At 47.7% G+C, this 16,657-nt stretch carries 22 protein-coding genes; 2 read left to right on the top strand and 20 right to left on the bottom strand.

Annotated elements, in window-relative coordinates:
* Window positions 1–148: 148 nt before the first annotated feature.
* The gene (locus AC0VZ8_RS30430; RefSeq protein ID WP_475485310.1) at window positions 149–757 is read right to left on the bottom strand and encodes a stage II sporulation protein M; all 609 of its coding nucleotides are present in this window, start codon (window positions 755–757) and stop codon (window positions 149–151) included.
* Between the two features lie 94 nt (window positions 758–851).
* Here AC0VZ8_RS30430 and pdaB point away from each other — a divergent pair, with 94 nt between their 5' ends.
* The gene (pdaB, locus tag AC0VZ8_RS30435) at window positions 852–1,655 is read left to right on the top strand and encodes a polysaccharide deacetylase family sporulation protein PdaB (RefSeq protein ID WP_475485311.1); all 804 of its coding nucleotides are present in this window, start codon (window positions 852–854) and stop codon (window positions 1,653–1,655) included.
* Between the two features lie 57 nt (window positions 1,656–1,712).
* Here pdaB and AC0VZ8_RS30440 read toward each other — a convergent pair whose 3' ends face one another.
* Window positions 1,713–2,306, bottom strand: a complete 594-nt coding sequence (locus AC0VZ8_RS30440) for a KinB-signaling pathway activation protein (protein WP_076326206.1) — start codon at window positions 2,304–2,306, stop codon at window positions 1,713–1,715.
* A 238-nt stretch (window positions 2,307–2,544) separates the two neighbouring features.
* Here AC0VZ8_RS30440 and gerD point away from each other — a divergent pair, with 238 nt between their 5' ends.
* Window positions 2,545–3,264 (top strand): spore germination lipoprotein GerD, encoded by a 720-nt coding sequence (gene gerD / locus AC0VZ8_RS30445; protein ID WP_216535515.1) that lies wholly within the window; start codon window positions 2,545–2,547, stop codon window positions 3,262–3,264.
* An 81-nt stretch (window positions 3,265–3,345) separates the two neighbouring features.
* Here the strand turns inward: gerD and AC0VZ8_RS30450 are convergent, their stop codons facing one another.
* The 18 genes from AC0VZ8_RS30450 to AC0VZ8_RS30535 form a co-directional block, all read right to left on the bottom strand.
* Complete coding sequence (locus AC0VZ8_RS30450) at window positions 3,346–4,440, bottom strand: Mrp/NBP35 family ATP-binding protein (RefSeq protein ID WP_216535514.1); 1,095 nt, start codon at window positions 4,438–4,440, stop codon at window positions 3,346–3,348.
* A 63-nt stretch (window positions 4,441–4,503) separates the two neighbouring features.
* Window positions 4,504–5,277, bottom strand: a complete 774-nt coding sequence (cwlD, locus tag AC0VZ8_RS30455) for an N-acetylmuramoyl-L-alanine amidase CwlD (protein WP_475485312.1) — start codon at window positions 5,275–5,277, stop codon at window positions 4,504–4,506.
* Window positions 5,278–5,347: 70 nt separating this feature from the next.
* Window positions 5,348–6,517: a sulfate adenylyltransferase gene (sat, locus tag AC0VZ8_RS30460; protein WP_475485313.1), complete on the bottom strand. Its 1,170-nt coding sequence runs from the start codon at window positions 6,515–6,517 to the stop codon at window positions 5,348–5,350.
* A gap of 56 nt (window positions 6,518–6,573) precedes the next feature.
* Window positions 6,574–7,266 (bottom strand): phosphoadenylyl-sulfate reductase, encoded by a 693-nt coding sequence (locus AC0VZ8_RS30465; protein ID WP_475485314.1) that lies wholly within the window; start codon window positions 7,264–7,266, stop codon window positions 6,574–6,576.
* 190 nt (window positions 7,267–7,456) lie between these two features.
* Entirely contained in the window at window positions 7,457–9,106 is a 1,650-nt protein-coding gene (locus AC0VZ8_RS30470; protein WP_475485315.1) for an MDR family MFS transporter, read from the bottom strand.
* Between the two features lie 9 nt (window positions 9,107–9,115).
* Window positions 9,116–9,568 (bottom strand): MarR family winged helix-turn-helix transcriptional regulator, encoded by a 453-nt coding sequence (locus AC0VZ8_RS30475; RefSeq protein ID WP_071221008.1) that lies wholly within the window; start codon window positions 9,566–9,568, stop codon window positions 9,116–9,118.
* Between the two features lie 320 nt (window positions 9,569–9,888).
* Window positions 9,889–10,281 (bottom strand): 30S ribosomal protein S9, encoded by a 393-nt coding sequence (gene rpsI, locus AC0VZ8_RS30480; protein WP_006212891.1) that lies wholly within the window; start codon window positions 10,279–10,281, stop codon window positions 9,889–9,891.
* A 20-nt stretch (window positions 10,282–10,301) separates the two neighbouring features.
* Window positions 10,302–10,739, bottom strand: coding sequence for a 50S ribosomal protein L13 (gene rplM / locus AC0VZ8_RS30485; RefSeq protein ID WP_071221009.1), 438 nt, complete (start codon window positions 10,737–10,739; stop codon window positions 10,302–10,304).
* A gap of 309 nt (window positions 10,740–11,048) precedes the next feature.
* A complete protein-coding gene (truA, locus tag AC0VZ8_RS30490; RefSeq protein ID WP_475485316.1) occupies window positions 11,049–11,831 on the bottom strand; it encodes a tRNA pseudouridine(38-40) synthase TruA in 783 nt (260 codons plus the stop codon).
* A gap of 313 nt (window positions 11,832–12,144) precedes the next feature.
* Entirely contained in the window at window positions 12,145–12,510 is a 366-nt protein-coding gene (gene rplQ / locus AC0VZ8_RS30495) for a 50S ribosomal protein L17 (RefSeq protein ID WP_071221011.1), read from the bottom strand.
* A gap of 39 nt (window positions 12,511–12,549) precedes the next feature.
* A complete protein-coding gene (locus tag AC0VZ8_RS30500; RefSeq protein WP_071221012.1) occupies window positions 12,550–13,494 on the bottom strand; it encodes a DNA-directed RNA polymerase subunit alpha in 945 nt (314 codons plus the stop codon).
* 134 nt (window positions 13,495–13,628) lie between these two features.
* Complete coding sequence (gene rpsK, locus AC0VZ8_RS30505) at window positions 13,629–14,024, bottom strand: 30S ribosomal protein S11 (RefSeq protein WP_009589209.1); 396 nt, start codon at window positions 14,022–14,024, stop codon at window positions 13,629–13,631.
* Between the two features lie 19 nt (window positions 14,025–14,043).
* Complete coding sequence (gene rpsM / locus AC0VZ8_RS30510) at window positions 14,044–14,412, bottom strand: 30S ribosomal protein S13 (RefSeq protein WP_006212897.1); 369 nt, start codon at window positions 14,410–14,412, stop codon at window positions 14,044–14,046.
* Between the two features lie 20 nt (window positions 14,413–14,432).
* Window positions 14,433–14,546: a 50S ribosomal protein L36 gene (gene rpmJ / locus AC0VZ8_RS30515; protein WP_003333770.1), complete on the bottom strand. Its 114-nt coding sequence runs from the start codon at window positions 14,544–14,546 to the stop codon at window positions 14,433–14,435.
* A 131-nt stretch (window positions 14,547–14,677) separates the two neighbouring features.
* On the bottom strand, window positions 14,678–14,893 hold the full coding sequence (gene infA / locus AC0VZ8_RS30520) for a translation initiation factor IF-1 (protein ID WP_006212898.1): 216 nt from the start codon (window positions 14,891–14,893) through the stop codon (window positions 14,678–14,680).
* A 2-nt stretch (window positions 14,894–14,895) separates the two neighbouring features.
* On the bottom strand, window positions 14,896–15,201 hold the full coding sequence (locus AC0VZ8_RS30525) for a KOW domain-containing RNA-binding protein (RefSeq protein WP_113061149.1): 306 nt from the start codon (window positions 15,199–15,201) through the stop codon (window positions 14,896–14,898).
* 9 nt (window positions 15,202–15,210) lie between these two features.
* Window positions 15,211–15,963 (bottom strand): type I methionyl aminopeptidase, encoded by a 753-nt coding sequence (gene map / locus AC0VZ8_RS30530; RefSeq protein WP_006212900.1) that lies wholly within the window; start codon window positions 15,961–15,963, stop codon window positions 15,211–15,213.
* 5 nt (window positions 15,964–15,968) lie between these two features.
* The gene (locus AC0VZ8_RS30535; RefSeq protein ID WP_071221014.1) at window positions 15,969–16,613 is read right to left on the bottom strand and encodes an adenylate kinase; all 645 of its coding nucleotides are present in this window, start codon (window positions 16,611–16,613) and stop codon (window positions 15,969–15,971) included.
* Between the last annotated feature and the right edge of the window lie 44 nt (window positions 16,614–16,657).

Consider the following 16,657-nt stretch of genomic DNA (forward strand, 5'->3'; position numbering starts at 1 on the left):
CTTGCCTATGTATTGGTGATTAACCGTATTGGCGGGATCTCTAAACCGAATGAATGCTGTCTGCGCATGATGATGAACGTCCTGTCCACGCAGCTCTCTCTTTACTCTGCTAAGCTGCTTTATTAGGTATGCACAATTTCAGGGAAAATTATGACATCAGCCACAACGTAATTGTGCTTTCGATTATTGCCGCAATGAGCAGCAGCACGACAACCCATAAGGATGCAGTACCCAGCTTGCGCCAAAACCCGCGCCACTCCGCACCTATCCCGCTTCTGCGTTCGCCTCTCGCCGTTATACTTCTTAACACCAGCCCGCCAAGAGCCAGGCCATATCCACAGGCAATCACAATGACCGGTATCTCAATGATCCCATGTGGCAGCAGCCCTTTCACAATCAGATCAAACAGACTCTCTCCGCTCTCCCCCACAACCTTCAGTAAGAAACCTATCACCATGCCATTAATGACCAGGAAGAAGAACGGTATTACGCCAAGCAGCAAGCCTGAGAACATGACCAGCACGCTCTTAATGCTGTTGTTAAGAAAGATAAAGACAAAGAAATTCCATTCGGGATGATCGGAGGAACCGAGCTGCTGGCTTATCTCTCCTAATCCTTGAAGCTGACCAAGAAGGAATTGCTCGAACCCCTCTGAACTTGCCCCCGCCACGATTCCGGCGATAAATAAGACCGCTGCCAAGAGCAATGCCTTCCGGATCGATCTTAAATCTCTGAGAAAAATGCTAAAACGTAACATTCGCTACCTCCTAAATTGGTATAACTCGCAAGTACGAGCATATGTTGAAAGTAAACAAGCTATTGCACACTGAAGGGAGAGGGGCGCACGTATTATGAATTCTTTTTATGTATTCAACGGCAGAAAGATTAAGCGGTTTTTCTTCGTCCTTGCCGCGGCGATCTTTGCAATCGGCGTTATTTATGTGGAGAGTGACAACATCTCGGTCTTCTCCGAGAACAACCCGTCAGCGATTTACAGCGTGTCTACGGATAAGAAACAGATCGCGTTAACGTTTGACATCAGCTGGGGCGAAAAACGCGCAGAGCCTATTTTACAGGCCTTAAAAGACAATGGAGTTCAAAAAGCAACCTTCTTCCTGTCTGCGCCATGGAGCAAAACGCATCCCGATATCGTGAATGCCATTAAGGAAAGCGGATATGAAATCGGGAGCCACGGCTTCAAGCACGATAATTACAGCACGCTCACCGATGAGGAAATTCGCAAGCAGATTTCTTCGGCACATACTATTTTAACCGCAATGACCGGACAAGAACCCAAATTAATACGAATGCCTAACGGGGATTTTGACAAAAGAGTGCTCGGCATAGCCCAGAGCCTTAACTACACGGTGATCCAGTGGGATACCGACTCCAGGGACTGGAAGAATATCGGCGTCGACAAAATTGTGGACCGCGTCGTCTCCAAAGCACATCCGGGAGACATCGTGCTGATGCATGCCAGCGACTCCGTGAAGCAAACACATGAAGCTCTCCCTCTCATCATCAAGGAACTGCGCAATAAAGGCTACGAGTTCGTTACGGTAACCGATCTGCTTCAACAGGGCAGCGCCCAAGGCACCGAGGTTCGTGATCACGCTTCAGTGCAGAAGAGCATCGAGGATGCAGGCGGACTTTAAACTCTCGAGAGGAACCTTTGTAATTGAATAATGTTTAACAAAAAAAGAGCTAAGGTGTTAGCTCTTTTTTTCGTCTTGTGTAACTTTATGAAGCGTCAGAATTTGGTATGCATTACAGATTAGCAATGGTACCACCATAAAGATCGTGGCGTTGCTGACTCCAATTTGCAGTACACCGATAATCTCCACAATGGAAATGGCCATCATGAAGAAGAGGGTCGGAATCCATGCATTAGCGTTTGTGCTCTTCACTTTGAGATAAGCAACAACAACGGCAATAACCAAAATGGAAATACCTAAAATCAAATCCTGCTGCAGGCTAGTGGATCCGCCGACAAAGGTACGGAAGAACATTAGCTCCAGCAATGCTAGAACAGCCAACACAATCTGAATGTACTGCCAAGTTTTTCGGCGGAATATGCCTATCCCCATATAATTTAAAGTCAGGTACGCAAAAAAGCCCATCTGGGAGTATACGCTCACCAGTGCCCCAGAGCCCAACAAAATCAGCGGGTATATCAATAAATCGGCCATTCCCGTAAATTCGATCGCGCCATTAAACAACTGCAGGATCAGACCTACAATTAATGCCGCCACTGCCCCGACGAGCAGCGTTTTCAAAAACAATTTAGACCACTTTCGTAAGCTCAACTAACTTCCACCCCCACAGATCATTATTTTACCAACGTTCACAATAAAAAACCATTCTGAATCCGACATATTTCTGCAAATCCATCACATACTATGCGAAGAACCGTAAGAAAAACATCGATCGAGCGTACTTCACCAGAGGACCTACCATAATGCTGCGGATGTTTTTCTTGCGATTATCGAATTTGTTCGGCTTCGCTTATAAATTCAATGATCTTGAAAAAGGAGGACAACGGTAATGAAGTGGCCGTTATTTCGTTTATGTATTATCGTCTTCGTTGCTGCCGTGGTGCTTACCGCTTGTGGTGCAGAACAAAGCTCGTCCCCGCAGCTCGGATATAAAGAAATCAAGTCCATGGTGGTCGACATTCTGAAAACCGACGAAGGTAAAAAAGCGGTAGAGGAAGCGCTTGGCGGCGGATCCGGCGGCTCCTCCGGAAGCGGCGGATCCATGGGGATGCGGATGATGTCCGCCCAGTCCGGGGATCAAATTCGCATGGCCGTTAAGGATACACTGGTATCGGAGGAATATAAGAAGGAAATTGAGAAGATTATGACCGATCCGCAATTCGCGGGTGATTTTGCCAAAGCCATCAATTCCGAGAGCAAGCAGCTGCATATGCAGCTCATCAAGGACCCGACGTATCAAAAAGCGATTCAAGATATGTTAAAATCTCCTGACGTGATGAAATCGTTTCTTGAACTGACCAACACCCCGGATTATCGCAAACAGTCCATGACCGTGATGCAGGAAGCTATGCAGAACCCGCTGTTCCGCATGGAGGTGCTGGAACTGCTTAAAACGGTCGTAAAAGACGAACTTCAGCCTAAAGTGGAGAAGAAAAAAGAAGGCGAAGGACAAGGACAAGAAGAGCAAGGCGGTGGCGGCGGTGGTGAAGGTGGCGGTGAAGGCGGCGGCGAAGGAGAAGAAGGCGGCGGTGAAGGCGGCGGTAGTTAAGCAGCATCTCCCCACCTCTCCCATAAACATTAACAGGCTCCCTAACTAGGGAGCCTGTTTCATTATATGCGTATTGACCATCTAGATGGATTCCTCAAGCTTGGCTGCAATCCTTGCGGCTATTTCATCGTAAATCCCTGCGCTCTCGGTACCTGCCTTATACACCGACGGGGAGAAGTCCGGCTCTGAAGGGTGGTTATCCGGCGCTCCTAACGGAAGCTGCGCGAGCAGCTCGGTATGAAGCGTCTCAGCAAGCTTCCCTCCGCCTCCACGACCAAATACATAATCCTTCTCCCCGCCATGGGAGCAGACATAATAAGACATGTTCTCGACGACGCCTAAGATTTCATGATCGGTCTGCAAGGCCATGGCACCCGCTCTGGCAGCTACAAACGCCGCCGTAGCATGCGGGGTGGTTACGATGATCTCTTTGCTCTGCGGAATCATCTGATGCACGTCCAGCGCCACGTCCCCTGTTCCTGGCGGCAGGTCCAGCAGCATGTAGTCCAAATCTCCCCAAGCGACATCCGTGAAAAATTGACGCAGCATTTTGCCAAGCATCGGTCCGCGCCAAATCACCGGACTATTCTCGCGGATGAAGAAGCCCATGGACATCACCTTGACACCAAAACGCTCAACCGGATGGATGACACCCTCCTCGGTTACGGACGGCCCCTCTTCAATGCCCATCATATCCGGTACGCTGAAGCCATAAATATCCGCATCAATCAAACCTACCTTCTTGCCTTGCCGAGCCAAAGCTGCAGCTAAATTCACCGTAACGGTGGATTTACCCACGCCGCCTTTGCCGCTTGCAATCGCAATGAAATGAACACCGGATTGCTCGCTAAGGAGCATATTCTGTTCCATGCCGGCGGCATGTCCTTTTGTCAGCTTCTCGCGATCGTTATCTTCCTCCCGGTCTGCTCCGCTAACGGCATTGTCCAGAGGGCGCATGCGGATATGGATATCCTCTGCCCCCATAGCTTCAAGAATTTCTCTGATCTGCGCCTCCAAGGAAGCGCGTACATCTTCACTGCTGTAAGTCACGGATAATCGGACCGTGCGTTCCTTCACAACAATATCCCGAATACGCTGGAGCTCCATTAGGCTCTTCCCGGTTTCGGGATCGCGTAAAGGCTGGAGTATCTCCTGTACCGTTTCTCTAGTCAGCATATAAGCACCTCTGCTCTATGTAATGGAATAGACAATGTTTCGATATTCCTGTCTATTATACCATTACTCTGCAGCTTGTGACGACTCGCTGGCGGACTCTCCGGAGGTATAACGTAAAATGCCATTGTACACAGAAGCTGCGACCTTTCTCTGGTATTTCTCATCACGCAGCAATTCGGATTCCTCCGGATGGGACAAGAAACCGACCTCTACCAATGCAGAAGGCATGCGCAGGGCTTGAAGCAAAAATATCTTATCATCCGTTTTGGCCAAACGCTGCGTATTCTCCAGGTTATGCCGGATTTCAGCCTGAATCCATTCGGCAAGTTTTTTGCTTTCCTCATTATTTGGAGGGAAAAAGGTCTGCGCCCCTCTCCACCGATTGGACGGTATGCTGTTCAGATGCATGCTGATAAATAGATCCGCCTTACTGTCCTCGATCATCCGCACGCGTTGTTTGAGGTCTTCCGTTTTACGCTTGGAATACCCCTTTGTGCTTTCTGCAGCCAGGTCATAGTCTCCTTCTCTTGTCATAATAACGAGCGCGCCAGCCTGCTGCAAATAATCACGCAAATACAAGGCGATGGCCAGGTTTACATCCTTCTCGATGACACCTTGTCGGCTTACCGCCCCGCCATCTGGGCCGCCATGTCCTGCATCAAGGGCAATGACTTTGCCGGCAAGCGGCAAACTCCAGGTATTCGACGTTTTGGCAGAGGGGATTTCGTATGTTACAACGATAATGAGCAGTGACAGCAGCGCAGCTCCAATCAGGGTTTGCTTGATTCTCTTCAGCGATATCCATACCGTAACCTTGTCCGATCTCCGCCTAGACATAACAAAACCACCTCGTCCCATGAGTTGTTCTACTCCATCATATGGGACAAGGTGGCTATTTATGCCTTTGTTAGACCGTAATCTGCTCTTTCATGCCTTCGATCAGCACTTGCGCGACTTCGGGGCGCGTAAATTCCGGTGGCGGGCACTGTCCTTCGCGAAGCAAGCCACGAACCTTCGTTCCCGACAAGGTCAGATGATCCTCCTTCGGATGCGGGCATGTTTTGCTTGAAGCCATGTTTCCGCAAGTGGTGCAGAAGAAGCTGTGCTCAAAGAACAGCGGGGTAATACCCAGCTCTTCTGCAGTAAAATTCTTGAAAATTTCCTGAGCCTCATACGTGCCGTAATAGTCACCGACTCCTGCATGATCCCGGCCAACGATAAAATGGGTACAGCCATAGTTTTTCCGCACCATTGCATGAAATATAGCTTCTCTAGGTCCCGCATAACGCATGGCAGCCGGAAATACGCCCAGGAAGGTGCGCTCCGCGGGATAGTAGTTCTCCAGCAAGGTCAGATAGCTCTTCATTCGCACATTGGCAGGAACGTCATCCGATTTGGTCTCTCCTACAAGCGGATTGAGGAATAATGCGTCTACGATTTCCATGGCGCTCTTCTGAATGTATTCATGTGCACGGTGAACCGGATTACGTGTCTGAAAGCCAACAACTGTATTCCAGCCCTTCGCTTTGAACTGTTCCCGGGTCTCTGCCGGATCAAAATAAAACTCGCCAAACCGTTCCGGCTGCGGACGATTCAGCACTTGAATCGGCCCGCCTACATAGGTTGAAGGACGTTCGAAAAGTTTCTTCACGCCTGGGTGCTCAGGATCATCCGTCTTAAATACTTGAACAGCCTCAGCTTGCTGATCCACCTTATAGACGCTCTCAACATCGATAACGCCATAGACGACCCCATCTTCTTCGCCTACAAGTGCCGCCTTCTCGCCGACGGCAAGTTTAGCCGCTGTAAATTCATCAACAGCCAGTGTAACCGGTATGCTCCAGACCGTACCGTCCGCTAAACGCATAGAGGAAACCACAGACTTGTAATCCTGCTCGTTCAAAAATCCTTGCAGTGGCGAAAATGCCCCGACCCCGATCAAATCCAGGTCCGAGATGCTCCAAGCGTTTACAGGGATCTTATGAAGAGTGCCGACCTGTTTCAATAAATCTTCACGCTCTGCCCCTTGGGCTACCCGCTGTACCAGCGTACCACCATGAGGGAGTATGGCTGTCATGAATAATTCCTCCTTCTTATGCTGTAACTTACGATCCTAAGTCGATTTTGATTGGTTTATTTATGAAGTCCGCATTCGGTCTTCTCATGGCCTGACCAGCGTCCAGCGCGTGGATCTTCTCCTGGCATAACCTGTCGTGTGCAATGTTCGCAGCCAATACTCGGATAATTCTGATCATGCAGCGGGTTGTAGATAATATCGTTAGCTCGGATGTAGTTCCACACATCCTCGCTAGTCCAGCCTGCGATCGGATTGAACTTCACCAAACCGAACTTGGTATCATATTCAATCTTCTTCGAATTCGCCCTGGTAGGGGCTTGATCTCTTCGTATTCCTGTAATCCAAGCCTCATATTGAGACAGAATCCGAGTTAATGGTTCTACCTTTCGGATGTTGCAGCACTCAGTCGGGTTGACGCTCCATAATGCCTCACCATGCTGAGCCGCTTGCTCTTCCGGCGTAATGAGCGGAGAGACCCGCACGAATTCCAGGCCATAACGTTCGGCCATACGATCCCGCGTTTCGTATGTTTCCTTGAAGTGAAAATCGGTATCCAGATAAAAAATATCCGTCGACGGGCTAATCTTTTGAATCATGTCCACCAATACCACATCTTCTGCTCCAAAGCTGCAAGCAAACGTTATATTGGGAAATGTCTTGATCGCATATGCGATGACTTCCTCAGCCGATGCATGCTCAAGCTCTTCTGCTTGCACTCGGATCAAATCCTCTTTCTCCAGCAAATTCATGATTGGATGCCTCCCCCGATATTAATCCCGATAATCCTACTGAAATAATATGAATTAAATACAGTATAAAACATTCCTAATAAATGTCAACCATCAAATCGTTACCATGAAAAACGAAAAAACCCTTCCTGCATAAGCAGAAAGGGTCTTTTTTCTCTTCGATTTCCAAACATTTTGACAAATACCAATCTTAGTCTGTTGTTGCTACGGATACCTCTTTAGTTCTAGTACCTGCGCCGGCACTCTTCCCTTCCGAGTCCTCGGATTTGGGAGCGGATGCCTGATTCGTCGTTCGCAGCGGAATCTCCTTTAAGAAGAATACGAGCAGCAGCGCGACTACGAGGACTAACGTACCTGTGAGGAACACCATGGACAATGTATTTCCAAGCGCATCGCGGATACTTTGTATCATTTGCGCGAACAAAGGCTGTACATCGGCAGGAAGACTTGCCTGCGTTTGTTCAATCAGCGGTTTATTCATCAGTGTCTGCGGATTAGCGAAGGACAACATCTGCTGTGCTAGCTGCGGATCCACCGAGCTAAAATCCGGTGCATTACTCGACTGAAGTGCTTCCTTCAAATTCTTCGTCAGACTGTTCGACATAACCGTTCCCATAACCGCGATCCCGATTGTGCCGCCGAGATTACGGAACAACTGGGATGAAGCTGTTGCTACACCGAGCTCATTGTGGGGTACCGCATTCTGAGTAGCCAGCGAGAATACCGGCATACCCAAACCAAGACCGATACCAAAAATAATGGTACTAACTACAGTAAGCCAAATGTTGTCCATGAACACCATAATGCCCATACCGACCATCATTATTGGAACTCCAAGAAGTGCGTACCGTTTGTACTTACCACTTTTAGCAATGAGTTGACCTGCTATAGCACTCGTACCCATCATGAAAATCGACATCGGGATGGTTACATAGCCGGCATAGGTTGGTGAGATGCCAAGCACACCTTGAACATAGAAGGAAATATAAATCATGGCACCCATCAGACCAAAGTTCATAAAAAATCCAATCAGATTAGAAACCGTAACGACACTATTTTTGAACAAACTAAGTGGCAATACCGGTTCCTTCGCCTTCATCTCCACCAAGATAAAGATAAAAGCTGATACGACTGAAGCTGCGATGAGACCAATAATCTGCGGTGATCCCCAAGCATATTCCGTACCTGCCCAAGAAAAGGCCAGCAGTAAAGGAACGATGGACGTTGTAAGGAATAAGGAACCTAAATAGTCAATGGACTGGCCAGGCTTGCGTTCAACCTTCGGAAACAACGTCCAAATCATGATGAAGGCAACTACACCCAGCGGCAGGAAGATCCAGAATAACCAACGCCATTCGATGTTATCGACCAGATATCCGCCAAGCGTAGGACCAAGGACACTGGAAAAACCGAATACCGCGGTCATCAGCCCCATCCATTTGCCACGTTCGCGCGGTGGAAATAAGTCCCCGACCGACATAAATGCGGTTGATTGGATAATACCGGCACCTATACCTTGAATACCGCGATAAATAATGAATTGATACACGTCTGTTGATGTACCCGTCAGGAAAGCCCCTAACATAAAAAATAATATACCTATCAAAATAAACGGCTTACGTCCGAACATGTCGGACAGCTTACCTACCAATATCGTTGCGATCGTTGATGTTAACAAATAAATATTGATGGTCCATGTGTAATAATCCATGCCATCAAGAATGGCGATAATCCGCGGCATTGCGGTGCTCGTTATCGTCTGGTTAATGGCTGCGAAGAACATCGCAGCCATGATCGCAATCATAATTGAAACTTTACGTTTAAGCGTTAAATGCTCCATGCTCCACCTCTACCCGTTGTTGTGATTATCTTTATCTATGTTTGACAGCATCAAGGAGAAGATTCTTCTCAAATGCTGAATGTCTTCCTCAGAGAGAAAATTGAAAAACCCCTGAATCATTTCCTTCTGATCCTTCTTCACTTTCCTAATTACATCTAGACCTGGTTCCAAGAGTGTGATATTGACAACTCTCCGGTCATCCTCTGCACGCTCTTTCTGCAAGTATCCTTCCGCAACCAATTTATCCGTTAGGCCGGTTATAGCTGGCGGTGTTAAAGACAAAGCTTCTGCAAGCTCCGATACCTTCAGTGGCCCTCGCAGCTTTAATACATACAGCACCTGAAATTGTGGAAAGCTTAAGTTGTACTTCCCGGCGCTCGACTTGTTCCATTCCTGATGAATGTTCTTCAGTAGTGCCCGGAACATCGACGATACCTTAAAAATCTCTTCATTGCGATCCAACCATATCCCCCCTTCTCTGCTCCGAAAATTACTTATTTAATTAATGATTAAATATTAATTATTTAAGTACTTAATTAATTCGCAATTAATAATATATCTCTATTTACATATCAAGTCAAGTGGTTAACGATGTAAGATCATCCCTATCTACATCCATCTATCCGCAGGTTGTGCACAGCATGTGAACAACCGGTTCTAGATTTGGCCAATATAATCCGACTGTCTTGTCCATCCTGTGAATATCTTTGTGGACAACCGCTTTCTCTAAACATAAAAAAGCCCTTGACCATAATGGCCAAGGGCTTGGTAAGTCGGAAATATTAACGCTTGGAGAACTGAGGCGCGCGACGAGCTGCTTTAAGACCGTATTTCTTACGCTCTTTCATACGAGGGTCGCGAGTCAGGAATCCAGCTCTTTTCAGAGATGGACGGAATTCTGGATCTGCTTTCAGAAGAGCACGGGAGATACCGTGACGGATTGCTCCAGCTTGACCGGAGATGCCGCCACCGTGAGCGATGACAAGCACGTCATATTTGCCCAGTGTTTCTGTCAGATTCAAAGGTTGTTTAACGATCAGCTTGAGTGTTTCCAAACCGAAATATTCATTAATATCACGTTTATTGATGACAATGCGTCCTTCACCCGGTACGAGGCGTACACGTGCTACCGAGTGTTTACGACGACCTGTCCCATAGTATTGTACTTGTGCCATGAAACTGTCCTCCTTTTTAATTAACCGCGAAGTTCGTAAGCTTCTGGTTTTTGTGCTTCATGTGGATGTGCTGTGCCTGCATATGCTTTCAGTCTCAGCTTCATTTTCTCGCCCATGCGAGTTTTAGGAAGCATGCCGTGAACCGCGCTTTCGATTACACGCTCTGGGTATTTCGCAATCAGGTCTTGAGCTGTAGTTACTTTCAATCCACCTGGATGCAGGGAGTGACGGTAGTATTTTTTGTTCTCCATCTTTTTGCCAGTGAGGTGGATTTTCTCGGCGTTGATAACAACCACGAAATCCCCTGTGTCAACATGTGGAGTGAATTGAGGCTTATGTTTGCCGCGGATCAGAGCCGCAACTTCACTTGCCAAACGGCCAAGCGTCTTGCCTTCGGCATCAACGATGTACCATTTGCGCTCAACTTCATTTGGCTTCGCCATATAGGTGGTACGCATGTATAGTTCCTCCTTGTATTCGTCCGAAAATCATCATTAATTTTCATTATTTATCTTCATTCATGTTTAAAGCATTGTCATGGTGTTGCAGTCTTGCATTCGGCATTTTCTTAACCGGGGCTGTGGGAGAGCCGTTAAGAAAACACAACTTATATAATACAGGATTACGCCCACTTCCGCAAGTGTTTTTTGGTTTTCCACCTTACACCATGCGTGTTATTCTAACAAGTCGCCCATCACATCCAGAAGCGATTTCTTCTTCTTTATGTGATCGCCTTATCCGTAGTCTGATATCGACGGGCATTGAGGTTAATCCTTTCCGGCGATATCATACTCCACTTCCCATAACATCAGGCCCTTGCCCATGGCTGTTGGACCGGCTGCTGCCCGGTTTTTGGCTTCCAGTATGGCCAACATATCATCCGGATGGCGCTTGCCTTCCCCTACCTCAATCAACGTCCCCATAATGATCCGAACCATATGCTGCAGAAACCCGTTCCCGGATACGTACGTATGAATGACTCCTTGATCTCTCGTGCCTGGACGGCACATTGACGTATCCTTCTCGATCCATGCATCAAAAATAGTACGAACGTGAGACGGCTTCGTCGACTTCCGTGACGCAAACGTTGTATAGTCATGCGTTCCAATCAGATGAGAAAGTCCCTGCTCCATGGCTGCGATATCCAGTTTTCCATGATGATGGATCTGGTACCTCCGATTGAATAGATCCGGATATTGGTTTGCATTGATGGTAAAACGATAGGTTTTGCGTTTCGCTGCGTGGCGGGAGTGGAATTCCATCGGTACCTCCATCGCATCGGAAACCACGATATCTTCCGGCAGCCAGGTGTTTAATGCCATACACCAACGCTCAACGGGAATTGGAGAAGCTGTGTAGAAATTAAAAACTTGGGCACGAGCATGCACCCCAGCATCTGTCCGGCCAGAAGCCGTAATCTTGAGCTGTTCACCAGATAAACGGCGGATCGCTTCCTCCAAATAGTCCTGAATCGTGTGGCCACCGGGCTGGGTCTGAAAGCCGTTATAATCGGTACCGTCGTAACTGACCTTCATCAGAAGATTACGCATTGCTGACCTCCTGAGTATAGCGGAAGTTTTCTTTCGATTATAGAGTGCCATCAGCTTCGCTGATAACTTATACATTCTACATCCATCAAAAAAAGAGCCCCATAGGAGCTCCTTTTCATCATGTTAAGCCGAACCCTTCGAGTCAGCCACATGACTAGAAGGTCCCCGTTATTGTTGCCCATGGAGTAGTCGAGACGAGTCGAACCAGATGATCGACTATATCTCGCACCACTTCCCGTTCATGGCTCCAAGAATAAACATCTACAGAGCCGGGCATACATAACTACAGTCACTTCAATGGAACAAAGCTATATTACGCGCGATCTACCAGTTCCAAGTAAACCATTGGAGCTGCGTCACCACGACGAGGTCCCAGTTTCAGGATACGAGTGTATCCGCCTGGACGCTCGGAGTAACGAGGAGCGATTTCGGAGAACAATTTTTGAATTGCATCTTGTTCACCGTCTACTGTTTCACGACGCACGAATGCAGCTACTTGACGACGAGCGTGAAGATCACCTTTTTTTGCTTTTGTGATCAACTTCTCAGCGATCGAACGAACTTCTTTCGCTTTGGCTTCAGTCGTTTGAATGCGCTCATATAAGAAAAGGTCGGTTACCAGGTCACGGAACAACGCTTTACGCGCACTGGAATCGCGGCCCAACTTTTGGTATGCCATGTGTTTTTCCCTCCTTTGCTAAGCTAAGCCGAATCTATGCTATTCTTCCGTACGAAGTCCCAGGCCCAACTCTTCAAGCTTCTCTTGTACTTCCTCCAAGGATTTGCGTCCGAGGTTCCGGACTTTCATCATATCCTCTTCGGTTTTCGTGGTCAGCTCTTGTACCGTATTAATGCCGGCACGTTTCAAGCAGTTGTAGGAACGAACGGAAAGATCCAGCTCTTCGATCGTCATTTCAAGCACTTTTTCTTTCTTGTCTTCTTCTTTCTCAACCATGATCTCAGCATCCTTCGCTTCGTCGGTCAGACCTACGAAGAGGAAGAGATGCTCAGTCAAGATTTTCGCGCCGAGACTAACAGCTTCTTCCGGGCGGATGCTGCCATCCGTCCAAATTTCAAGCGTCAGTTTATCGTAGTTGGTTACTTGACCAACACGCGTATTTTCCACACCGTAGTTAACACGGCTAATCGGAGTATAGATCGAATCGACGGGAATGACGCCGATAGGCTGGTCATCGCGTTTGTTCCGATCCGCCTGGACATAGCCACGACCGCGACTGGCAAAAATACGCATATGAAGTCTTGCACCAGGGCCGAGCGTTGCAATATGAAGATCTGGATTCAGAATCTCCACATCACTATCCGCACGGATGTCACCAGCAGTAACAACCCCTTCACCCTCCGCATCAATCTCGAACACTTTCTCTTCATCGGAATGAATTTTCAGAGACAAAGCTTTCAGGTTCAGGATGACCTCGGTCACGTCTTCCATGACACCCGGAATCGTGGAAAATTCATGCAGTACGCCATCGATTTGAATCGATGTGACTGCAGCTCCCGGTAGTGAGGATAACAAGATGCGGCGAAGCGAGTTCCCCAGCGTCGTGCCATACCCTCTCTCCAGAGGCTCAACAACGAATTTCCCATAGGTTCCATCTTCATTGACATCAACGGTCTCAATTTTCGGCTTTTCGATTTCAATCACGCAAGTACCCCTCCTTCAAACGTCGCTCCTATATGAAACTGTCATCTTATCCAGTAATCCATGTAGTAGTATGCCTAAACAACCATTATTAGCAGATTGCAACGGATTTATACCACATTAACAGGATGACTTCATTATACGCGACGACGTTTTGGTGGGCGGCATCCGTTATGTGGAATTGGTGTAACGTCTTTGATCAGGTTGACTTCGAGACCTGCTGCTTGCAGAGAACGAATTGCTGCTTCACGACCAGCACCAGGACCTTTAACCATTACTTCCACCGCTTTCATACCGTGTTCCATAGCCGCTTTGGCAGCTGTTTCAGCAGCCATTTGCGCAGCGAACGGGGTCGACTTACGGGAACCTTTAAATCCAAGGCCGCCGGAGCTTGCCCAAGAAATCGCGTTTCCGTGAGGATCCGTAATCGTTACGATTGTATTGTTGAATGTGGAGCGGATATGAGCCACGCCACTTTCAATATTTTTGCGGTCACGACGTTTAGTACGTACGACTTTTTTTGGTTTAGCCATTGTCTATTATCCCCCTTTCTTATTTCTTCTTGTTCGCTACGGTACGACGAGGACCTTTACGTGTACGAGCATTCGTTTTAGTACGTTGACCACGAACAGGCAATCCACGACGGTGACGAATACCGCGGTAGCAGCCGATCTCCGTGAGACGTTTAATATTTAAGGAAATTTCACGACGCAGGTCACCTTCTACCTTAACCATACCATCGATCGTTTCGCGCAATTTGCTGACTTCATCTTCTGTCAAATCACGGACACGAGTGTCTGCATTGATTCCAGTTTCTTTCAGTACTTTCTGGGAAGTCGTTTTACCGATTCCGAAAATGTAAGTCAAGGCGATCTCAACGCGTTTGTCACGTGGCAAATCCACACCAGCTATACGAGCCATTTTACGCTACACCCCCTTCTTTAACCTTGTTTTTGTTTGTGTTTCGGATTTTCACAGATAACCATTACGTTCCCTTTGCGGCGAATGACTTTGCATTTTTCGCAAATAGGCTTTACAGAAGGTCTTACCTTCATGCTAATTACCTCCTCCAAGTTTTACGTTGTAAAACCAGCTTCGAAACTAAAGTAGTTTGTTACCGCTGCTGAGTTTTACGTCAGTAAAACCGCTTCGCAGCTTTCCTTAATTCCCCAGGGGAACCTTGAATCTATTTACGGTACGTGATACGACCTTTGGTTAAATCATACGGCGAGAGTTGAACAACCACTTTGTCTCCTGTAAGGATACGGATAAAGTGCATCCGCAGCTTTCCGGAAACATGAGCGAGAATTTGATGACCATTCTCCAGCTCGACTTTAAAGGTAGCATTCGGCAACGGCTCAATGACCGTTCCTTCGACTTCAATGACATCTTCTTTAGCCACAGTTAGTCTCCTTTCTGATCTGCCTTGGATTTATCGGATACAAACCGGTCCAGTGCGAAACGCAGCTTACCGTTTGTAACCCGACCGCTTTCTTGCAAACTGTTTACCACTTCACTGCTAATGTAGGATTGAGGTTCAAGATGAAGAACATTCTTCTTCTTGGCCCCGTCAAACTTGCGTTTGTCCCCATCCGCGATCCACACGAACCTGCTGTCCTCAATCGAAACGATAACGGCATACTGTCCGGCATCTCTGCCTTTCAGTATCTTAACAATCTGCCCGGGCTGAAGCGTGACTTCATTATTCATGTTATCACCCTATTCCGGCAGCTTCGTCAAAATTTCCATGCCATCCGGCGTGACTGCTACCGTATGCTCGAAGTGAGCACATAGTGAGCCGTCTACCGTTACAACCGTCCAGTTGTCTTCCAGCGTCTTGACGTTCCGCTTACCCGCATTGACCATCGGCTCAATCGCGAGCACCATGCCCGGTTTGAGTCTTGGTCCGCGGTCAGGGATGCCATAGTTCGGAATTTGCGGATCCTCATGCAGATCGGTACCCACACCATGACCAACGTATTCCCGGACGACAGAGAAACCTGCATCCTCGATATGACGCTGTATGGCATGAGAGATTGTAAACAAGCGGACATCGGGTTTGATTAGCGCAAGTCCAGCATAGAGCGATCCTTCCGTTACGTCCAGCAGACGCTGGGCCTCTTCGGAAATCTCTCCTACAGCGTAGGTCCATGCCGAGTCACCATGGTAACCCTGGTACTGTGCACCGATATCAAACGTAACGATATCGCCCTCGATTAATTTGCGTTTGCCTGGAAATCCATGCACCAATTCTTCGTTGACTGATGCGCAAATGCTGGAAGGAAATCCGTTGTAGCCTTTAAAAGATGGCACAGCGCCTTGGCTTCGAATGAACTTGTCGGCCATAAGGTCAAGTTCCCCGGTCGTAATGCCCGGTTCTACATGAGCTGCAAGGAGTTTGTGGCATTCCGCCACGATCCTTCCTGCTTCTCTCATCAAGCTCAGTTCCGTTTCGGATTTACAAATGATCATTATACTTAACCTCTCAGTATAGACGCAATTTGTGTTGAAACCGCGTCGATTTCCTGATCACCATCGATTTGACGCAAAAGACCTTTGTTCTCATAAAACGTGAGGAGTGGTGCTGTTTTGTTGATATATTCGTCTAAACGAATGCCGACGCTCTCTTCGTTATCATCGGAGCGCTGGTACAATTCGCCGCCGCATTTATCACAAATGCCTTCCTGTTTAGGAGGATTAAAGATCACATGATAAGTCGAACCACAGTTTTTGCAAATCCGGCGGCCGGTAAGGCGAGCCAGAAGCTTTTCCCGATCAACTTTCAGGTTGATGACATGATCGAGACCAGTATTCAAGCGGGCGAGAATCTCATCCAGCGCTTCCGCTTGCGAAAGGGTTCTTGGAAAACCGTCCAATAAAAAACCTTTTTCGCAATCGGACTGCTGCAGACGCTCTTCCACAATACCAATCGTTACGTCATCCGGTACCAGCAGACCCTGATCCATGAATTCCTTCGCTTTAATTCCGATGGGAGTTCCTTGTTTGATCGCGAGACGAAATGCATCGCCCGTTGAAATATGAGGAATACCGAATTCATTCACGATGTTTTCTGCTTGCGTCCCTTTTCCTGCCCCAGGAGGACCCATGAATAAGATGTTCACCTTACGTCACTCCCTCCCCTTGATTGACTAGCAAGAACAACACA

The sequence above is a fragment of the Paenibacillus sp. QJM3NY_38 genome (assembly GCF_056173265.1).

What these genes read in the sequence shown, in the direction of transcription:
- AC0VZ8_RS30430 (WP_475485310.1), bottom strand. Translation starts at nt 757, where the DNA reads ATGTTACGTTTTAGCATTTTTCTCAGAGATTTAAGATCGATCCGGAAG.
- pdaB (WP_475485311.1), top strand. Translation starts at nt 852, where the DNA reads ATGAATTCTTTTTATGTATTCAACGGCAGAAAGATTAAGCGGTTTTTC.
- gerD (WP_216535515.1), top strand. Translation starts at nt 2,545, where the DNA reads ATGAAGTGGCCGTTATTTCGTTTATGTATTATCGTCTTCGTTGCTGCC.
- AC0VZ8_RS30450 (WP_216535514.1), bottom strand. Translation starts at nt 4,440, where the DNA reads ATGCTGACTAGAGAAACGGTACAGGAGATACTCCAGCCTTTACGCGAT.
- cwlD (WP_475485312.1), bottom strand. Translation starts at nt 5,277, where the DNA reads ATGTCTAGGCGGAGATCGGACAAGGTTACGGTATGGATATCGCTGAAG.
- sat (WP_475485313.1), bottom strand. Translation starts at nt 6,517, where the DNA reads ATGACAGCCATACTCCCTCATGGTGGTACGCTGGTACAGCGGGTAGCC.
- AC0VZ8_RS30465 (WP_475485314.1), bottom strand. Translation starts at nt 7,266, where the DNA reads ATGAATTTGCTGGAGAAAGAGGATTTGATCCGAGTGCAAGCAGAAGAG.
- AC0VZ8_RS30470 (WP_475485315.1), bottom strand. Translation starts at nt 9,106, where the DNA reads ATGGAGCATTTAACGCTTAAACGTAAAGTTTCAATTATGATTGCGATC.
- rpsI (WP_006212891.1), bottom strand. Translation starts at nt 10,281, where the DNA reads ATGGCACAAGTACAATACTATGGGACAGGTCGTCGTAAACACTCGGTA.
- rplM (WP_071221009.1), bottom strand. Translation starts at nt 10,739, where the DNA reads ATGCGTACCACCTATATGGCGAAGCCAAATGAAGTTGAGCGCAAATGG.
- truA (WP_475485316.1), bottom strand. Translation starts at nt 11,831, where the DNA reads ATGCGTAATCTTCTGATGAAGGTCAGTTACGACGGTACCGATTATAAC.
- rplQ (WP_071221011.1), bottom strand. Translation starts at nt 12,510, where the DNA reads ATGGCATACCAAAAGTTGGGCCGCGATTCCAGTGCGCGTAAAGCGTTG.
- rpsK (WP_009589209.1), bottom strand. Translation starts at nt 14,024, where the DNA reads ATGGCTAAACCAAAAAAAGTCGTACGTACTAAACGTCGTGACCGCAAA.
- rpsM (WP_006212897.1), bottom strand. Translation starts at nt 14,412, where the DNA reads ATGGCTCGTATAGCTGGTGTGGATTTGCCACGTGACAAACGCGTTGAG.
- rpmJ (WP_003333770.1), bottom strand. Translation starts at nt 14,546, where the DNA reads ATGAAGGTAAGACCTTCTGTAAAGCCTATTTGCGAAAAATGCAAAGTC.
- AC0VZ8_RS30525 (WP_113061149.1), bottom strand. Translation starts at nt 15,201, where the DNA reads ATGAATAATGAAGTCACGCTTCAGCCCGGGCAGATTGTTAAGATACTG.
- map (WP_006212900.1), bottom strand. Translation starts at nt 15,963, where the DNA reads ATGATCATTTGTAAATCCGAAACGGAACTGAGCTTGATGAGAGAAGCA.